Source organism: uncultured Novosphingobium sp. (genome assembly GCF_964277725.1).
Classification (GTDB): domain Bacteria; phylum Pseudomonadota; class Alphaproteobacteria; order Sphingomonadales; family Sphingomonadaceae; genus Novosphingobium; species Novosphingobium fluoreni.
Genome location: NZ_CAXYKL010000270.1, coordinates 1 through 5,061, shown reverse-complemented (window position 1 = coordinate 5,061; position 5,061 = coordinate 1). Strand labels below are relative to the sequence as shown.

8 protein-coding genes and 1 pseudogene are annotated in these 5,061 nt (G+C 63.4%); 1 reads left to right on the top strand and 8 read right to left on the bottom strand.

The window, feature by feature from the left end; translation table 11 throughout:
* The 8 genes and pseudogenes from ACHWRX_RS15090 to ACHWRX_RS15055 all read right to left on the bottom strand — a co-directional run.
* Positions 1 to 459, bottom strand: a 459-nt coding sequence (locus tag ACHWRX_RS15090) for an SRPBCC family protein (protein ID WP_394659800.1), incomplete at its 3' end; no start/stop codon positions are given.
* An 11-nt stretch (positions 460 to 470) separates the two neighbouring features.
* On the bottom strand, positions 471 to 1,118 hold the full coding sequence (locus ACHWRX_RS15085) for a glutathione S-transferase family protein (protein ID WP_394659799.1): 648 nt from the start codon (positions 1,116 to 1,118) through the stop codon (positions 471 to 473).
* Positions 1,119 to 1,185: 67 nt separating this feature from the next.
* Entirely contained in the window at positions 1,186 to 1,812 is a 627-nt protein-coding gene (locus ACHWRX_RS15080; RefSeq protein ID WP_394659798.1) for a glutathione S-transferase family protein, read from the bottom strand.
* Between the two features lie 92 nt (positions 1,813 to 1,904).
* Positions 1,905 to 2,027, bottom strand: a complete 123-nt coding sequence (locus tag ACHWRX_RS15075; protein ID WP_394659797.1) for a hypothetical protein — start codon at positions 2,025 to 2,027, stop codon at positions 1,905 to 1,907.
* Positions 2,000 to 2,704, bottom strand: a complete 705-nt coding sequence (locus tag ACHWRX_RS15070; protein WP_394659796.1) for a VOC family protein — start codon at positions 2,702 to 2,704, stop codon at positions 2,000 to 2,002. Before ACHWRX_RS15070 ends, ACHWRX_RS15075 begins: the two co-directional genes overlap by 28 nt.
* On the bottom strand, positions 2,701 to 3,087 hold the full coding sequence (locus tag ACHWRX_RS15065) for a DUF1428 domain-containing protein (protein ID WP_394659801.1): 387 nt from the start codon (positions 3,085 to 3,087) through the stop codon (positions 2,701 to 2,703). Before ACHWRX_RS15065 ends, ACHWRX_RS15070 begins: the two co-directional genes overlap by 4 nt.
* Positions 3,085 to 3,438 (bottom strand): annotated as a pseudogene (locus ACHWRX_RS15060) (DUF1428 domain-containing protein); the annotation flags it as partial. The gene ACHWRX_RS15065 and the pseudogene ACHWRX_RS15060, both read right to left, overlap by 3 nt.
* 2 nt (positions 3,439 to 3,440) lie before the next feature.
* The gene (locus ACHWRX_RS15055) at positions 3,441 to 4,124 is read right to left on the bottom strand and encodes a glutathione S-transferase family protein (protein WP_394659795.1); all 684 of its coding nucleotides are present in this window, start codon (positions 4,122 to 4,124) and stop codon (positions 3,441 to 3,443) included.
* Between the two features lie 88 nt (positions 4,125 to 4,212).
* On the opposite strand from ACHWRX_RS15055, the gene ACHWRX_RS15050 reads away from it, so the two are divergent.
* A complete protein-coding gene (locus tag ACHWRX_RS15050) occupies positions 4,213 to 4,917 on the top strand; it encodes a winged helix-turn-helix transcriptional regulator (RefSeq protein ID WP_394659794.1) in 705 nt (234 codons plus the stop codon).
* The last annotated feature ends 144 nt before the right edge of the window (positions 4,918 to 5,061 follow it).

Sequence of the window (5,061 nt, the reverse complement as noted above, 5' to 3'; positions counted from 1 at the left end):
AGCTGCGCTTTCGCTTTCACAGATGCCGGCGAGTTGCGCGGCGCAGGCGCTCCATCCCTCGGTGAAGCCCATCGTCTCGTGCTGCTTCATCGTCTCCTCGCTCCAGTGGCGGGCGCGCGCGGTGTAGCGTGTGCCGTTGCCTTCCGGGGCGATTTCCCAAATGCCGATCATGAAGGGGCCGGACGGCTCGAAGTCACCTACGATGGCGTCGGTGCTGACGAAGCGACGGCCCTCGTTCCAAGCCAGGTAGATGCCATGTTGCGGCATCACTTCGCCGTCAGGTCCGTACATTGTCACGCGACACGCGCCACCGGGCCGGCGATCCTGATGGTCGACTTCGGCGCGCCAGGGGGCAGGGCACCACCATTCGTTTTGCCGGTTGGTCATGACATCCCATACCTTTTCGGGCGGCGCGGCGATCAGGCGGGTGATGGTCAGCTCATGCAGGGGCGCGGACATGCGATGTCTCCTCAATCGCGATCGGGTGCGCCTGGCGGGAAATAGGCACGGAAAGGGCGGGCATCCTCAATGCAGCGGCTGACGCTGGGGCGAGCGAGCGACCAGGCGCGGTATTCCAGAAGGCGGGAGTGCGACTGAGGGATCGGATGGACCCAGTCCGCATAGAACAGCGATGGCGCGGCGGCGCACTCGACCAGCGTGAATGCAGTGGGCCTATAGGTTTGCAGCCAGTCTTCCAGCCAAGCGTAAGTGCCGGCCAGCCGATCGCGTGCCTCGGTGATACCGGCCACATCGGGACGGCAACCATCGCGCAGATATTCGTCCACGATGGCCTGCATGGGCGTCATGACGTAATTGTCGAACACCCGATCATATTGACGGACCACAAGCGCATCGTTTCGGTTCGTGGGGATCAGGCCGGCGTCCGGCGCATGATGCAGCGCCACGTGCTCGATGATTGATGTTGCCTCGAAAACCAGCTGGTCGCCATCCGCCAGCACGGGGAATTTGCCCAGCGGGCCGGCCGATTGAACAAGCGCCACATGATCGGGATGATCGCCATCGACGACGCGGAAGTCGTGCTCCAAGCCCGCTTCGTAAAGCGCGATCTGCGCCTTCCACGTGTAGGACGAGAAGGGATGACCATAGAGCGCCAGCATCACGCGATCTCAGGCTCGCCGTCGACCTGTGGACAGATGACGCTGGACGATCGTGGCTGCGCGGAGGTCATTTCTTCATGGCCTCTATCAGCGCGTTGTCGACGGCCTTGGCGGCCTTGTACGCCGGTCGCGCCTGGATGCGCTCCGCATAGGCGACCAGGGCCTCGTTCGGGGGGAGAATACCGAAGGTCAGGCCCCAGTCGATGGAGCTGCCCAGATAGACGTCGGCCATGGTAAATCGCTTGCCGCAGACCCAGGTCCGGTCAGTCAAGAAGGCCTCCAGCGTGTTCATCGTCCGGTCGAAACTGCCCCAGCCCGCCATCATTTCCTGATTGCCCGAAGGCTCGAACTTCAACGCGCGCGAGGTGATGCACTGTTCGATCGGTCCGGCGGCGAAAAGGGTCCAGCGAAAGTAGTCCGCCGTCTCCGCATCGTTGGGAAGAAGGCCCGCTTCGGGATGCATTTCCGCAAGGTAGAGGCAGATGGCGGCGGCCTCTGTCACCACCCGGTCGCCATCCGGCGCGTGGTGGACGATGGTGGGCACCTTGCTCATCGCGTTCGCCTTCAGGAAGGCCTCGGGCTTGTTCGCCCAGTCCACGATGACATGCTGGTAGTTCGCCGCAACTTCATGCAGTGCCCATCGCGCGATTTGCCCGCGCGACATGGGATTGGTGTAGAACGTGTAATCGGCCACGCCGTCTCTCCCCGGTCAATCTACTCGGCCACTCTTGCGGCGAGCCTGGGAACATGATGGCAACATCGGCTCCGCGTCAAGCTACGGAAGCGTCATTCTCCTTGGGGGCCGACAAGTCCGAACGTGGCGCCGCCGGGATCGATGCCCACGATGATCCAGTCTCCGCCTGGCACTTCGTGCGGCCCCATCACCACTTGCCCACCGCGTTCCAGCACCGCCCGCTTCGCGCCTTCGATCGAGGGTACGCCAAATACGGCAGCCACAGCGTCGGGCCTTCAGGCGCCTGCTTGCGCATGATCGCGCCCAGGGTCTGGCCGTGATGGGAGATGAAGCAGTAGTCCCCCATCTCGCCCATCGGCATCTTGTCGGGATAGGCGAAGCCGAAGTGCCGGGCGTAAAAGTCCATCGAGGCCGACTGGTCCGGGCTGGCGAGTTCGTTCCAGCGGACGCGCTGCGGGGCGAAAGGGTCAAACACGTCGCTGGCGGCATCCGGGCGATCGGCTGGCGGCGTGGGGTTCATCAGGTAGATCGGCACGCCCTGGGGATCGGAGACCATGGCGATGCGTCCCACCGGCATGTCGGCGGCCGGCATATGCATTGCGCCGCCTTCGGCGATGATCGCCGCCACTTTGGCATCGACATCGGCCATGTGGAAGTACGGCATCCAGCACGGGGAGGCGCCGCCGCCCTGCATCTCCGGTGTCAACGTCGACATTCCGCCGGCCATGCCGCCATCGTCCCGCTGGATCAGGCGATAGTCCATGCCGCCTGCAGAAGCATCGGAATGCTGCAGGACCCGCCAGCCGATCACCGCGCCATAAAATTCGCTGGCGGCGTCGGGATCGGCGGTCATCAGTTCGTACCAGATGAAGCTGCCTTCAGGGTTGGTCATGCCTTTTCTCCCAGCACCACGACCGGATCGAACCCGCCCCACACCATTCGCATCGCGTCGAACGGCATTTCGAAATCGGCCGGCATATCCGCTTCCATCATCTTGCGAGCGGCTTCCTGGCAGACCTCGCGCGAGGGCCAGGTCATGATCGAGAACACCGTGCTCTCGTCCGGCGTGGCGTTCACGCCGCGATAGAAGTCTGTCACGTCGCCGTGCGGAACGTCGGTGCCCCAGGCCTCCATCACGCCGTTGGCGCCATAGTCCTTGAACATGTCCCAGGCATCCGCCGCCATCTTGGCGTAGGCCTCGCGCTTGGCGGTCGGCACCGCGAGCATGAAGCCTTGCACGTAGCTGTCGGCCGACAAGTCGCCGATTGTCACCATCGGCTCGAAGCCGCCGTAGATCATGCGCTTGCCATCGAATGGCATGGGATTTTGGGCCGGATCGGCGCGAGGGTCGATCGGGCCGGCCGTCATTATGCGGGGCATCGCCGCGTCACGCGTGGCCTTGTCTGGCCATTCGATCCAGCTGAATGCCACGCTTTCATCCTCAGTGGCCTGCACGGCGCGAAAAAAGTCGGTCACCCTGCCGTGGGCCACATCGTCCTGCCAGCACTCGACCACGCGGGTTGCGCCAAGCTCGATGAACACGGGGTCGATCGTGGAGGCGTGCTTTATGAACGCGTTTTTGTTCGCGGTGGGGACGGGGATCACGAAACCATCGTAATAGGCCATGCTCAAACTCCTTGCGGTGCGCGGGCAGGGGCGTTCGCGGCGAAATGACGGATCTGGTCGGCGATTGCGGTCTGGAAAGCGGGCCGCACCTCGCCACGCTCGACATAGGCCGCCAGCCGTGGGCGAGTGTCCAGCAGACCTTCTCGGGCGACCTCCCGCAGGACCGTCACCATGGCGATGTCGGCGATGGAGAACGCGTCTGCCAGCCAATCGCGCGCATCCAGCGCCGTTTCCAACCGATCGAGGCGCTTGCCCAAGGCTGCGACCAGGCCGGGCTTGCGCAAGGTTGCCCATTCCTCCCCGCGGCTGAACAGCGCGACGTTGCCAAGTTCGAAGGTCATCGGCTCGATGCTGCTGAAGGCCGCCAGCGTCCAGCTGAGGACCGAAGCGCGCGCTTGGCCGTTTTCACGGGGTAGCAGGCCGCCCTTTTCTCCCAGATGGATCAACGTGGCGCCGCTTTCGAAGATGGCAATCTCGCCATCGCGGACATGAGGGACCTGGCCCCAGGGCTGTTCCTCGAAATACCAGTCGGGTCGCTTGATCGCGCTGATCAGCCGCTCGCGGTAGGGCAGGTCCATCTCCTCGCATGCCCATCGCGGCCTGAGGTCTCTTACGAAGCCTTCGGCGAAGGGGGGCACCCATTCGAACGCGGTGATTTCGATGGGGGCGTGGGGATCGATCGGCATCGTCTCTCTCCGACATTCGCGCAATGCCCATAAGGCCAGGGCGACTCGTTCTTGCGTCATCGTGCCTGATTAGTTACAAAAGGCAACTATGAAGTTGAAAAATAAAACTGCCCTGGACGAGAAAATCCATGGCCGCTGGTATCAGGACGCCTGCGGAGCGGCTTTCGCGATGGAACTGATCGGCGAGCGTTGGTCGCTGCCCGTCGTCAGAGAGCTTATGCTGGGCGGGCGTCGTTTCAGTGACATTCGCGCCAGCTTGCCTGGCATCAGCGCCAAGGTGCTGACAGAGCGGCTTGATCGGATGGAAAAACTCGGCATCGTAACACGCAAGGCGATCGAAAACCCTGTGCCGGCCAAACTGTACGACCTCACGGCCTGGGGGCTGGCGCTGGAGCCGGTGATGCAGGAACTGGGGCGGTGGTCCACCCAATCGTCCGGGCACGATCCGATGCTGCCGCTCACGCCGGTGTCGCTGATGCTGTCGATGCGCACAATGCTGAAGCGGGAGCCGGCGCGGGAGTTGACCTGTCGTGTCCTGTTCGAGGTGGGCGCGGACGTGTTCCTGGGCGAGATGGCGCATGGCGAGTTGCGCATCGTGCGTTGCGGCAGAGAGGCCAAGGACTGGGATATTCGCTTCAGCGCGCCCCATGCCAACGCCTACCTCGCCTCGTTCTACGGCAAGCAGCCTATCGGATCACCCGGCAACCTGCTTGAGGCGGAAGGGTCGCACGATCTGATCGAGCGCTTCATTGCCTGTTTCGCTCTTCCTAAGAAGCGTGTGGCCGTGCCCTGACCCGAAGGGAAGAAGGATCACGAACGGTGTTGCAGCGCAGCGTCGGGTCCTTTAGCGAGAGGCACGATGACAGACCTTCCGAACCTGCAGGCTGATAGCCGCGACGCCACGATCCTCGCCGCCCCCGACATCGAACTGGACGTG

Excerpts from the sequence above, each read along its gene's own strand:
- ACHWRX_RS15065 (WP_394659801.1), bottom strand. The coding sequence starts at position 3,087 with ATGGTGACAATCGGCGACTTGTCGGCCGACAGCTACGTGCAAGGCTTC.
- ACHWRX_RS15085 (WP_394659799.1), bottom strand. The coding sequence starts at position 1,118 with ATGCTGGCGCTCTATGGTCATCCCTTCTCGTCCTACACGTGGAAGGCG.
- ACHWRX_RS15055 (WP_394659795.1), bottom strand. The coding sequence starts at position 4,124 with ATGCCGATCGATCCCCACGCCCCCATCGAAATCACCGCGTTCGAATGG.
- ACHWRX_RS15070 (WP_394659796.1), bottom strand. The coding sequence starts at position 2,704 with ATGACCAACCCTGAAGGCAGCTTCATCTGGTACGAACTGATGACCGCC.
- ACHWRX_RS15050 (WP_394659794.1), top strand. The coding sequence starts at position 4,213 with ATGAAGTTGAAAAATAAAACTGCCCTGGACGAGAAAATCCATGGCCGC.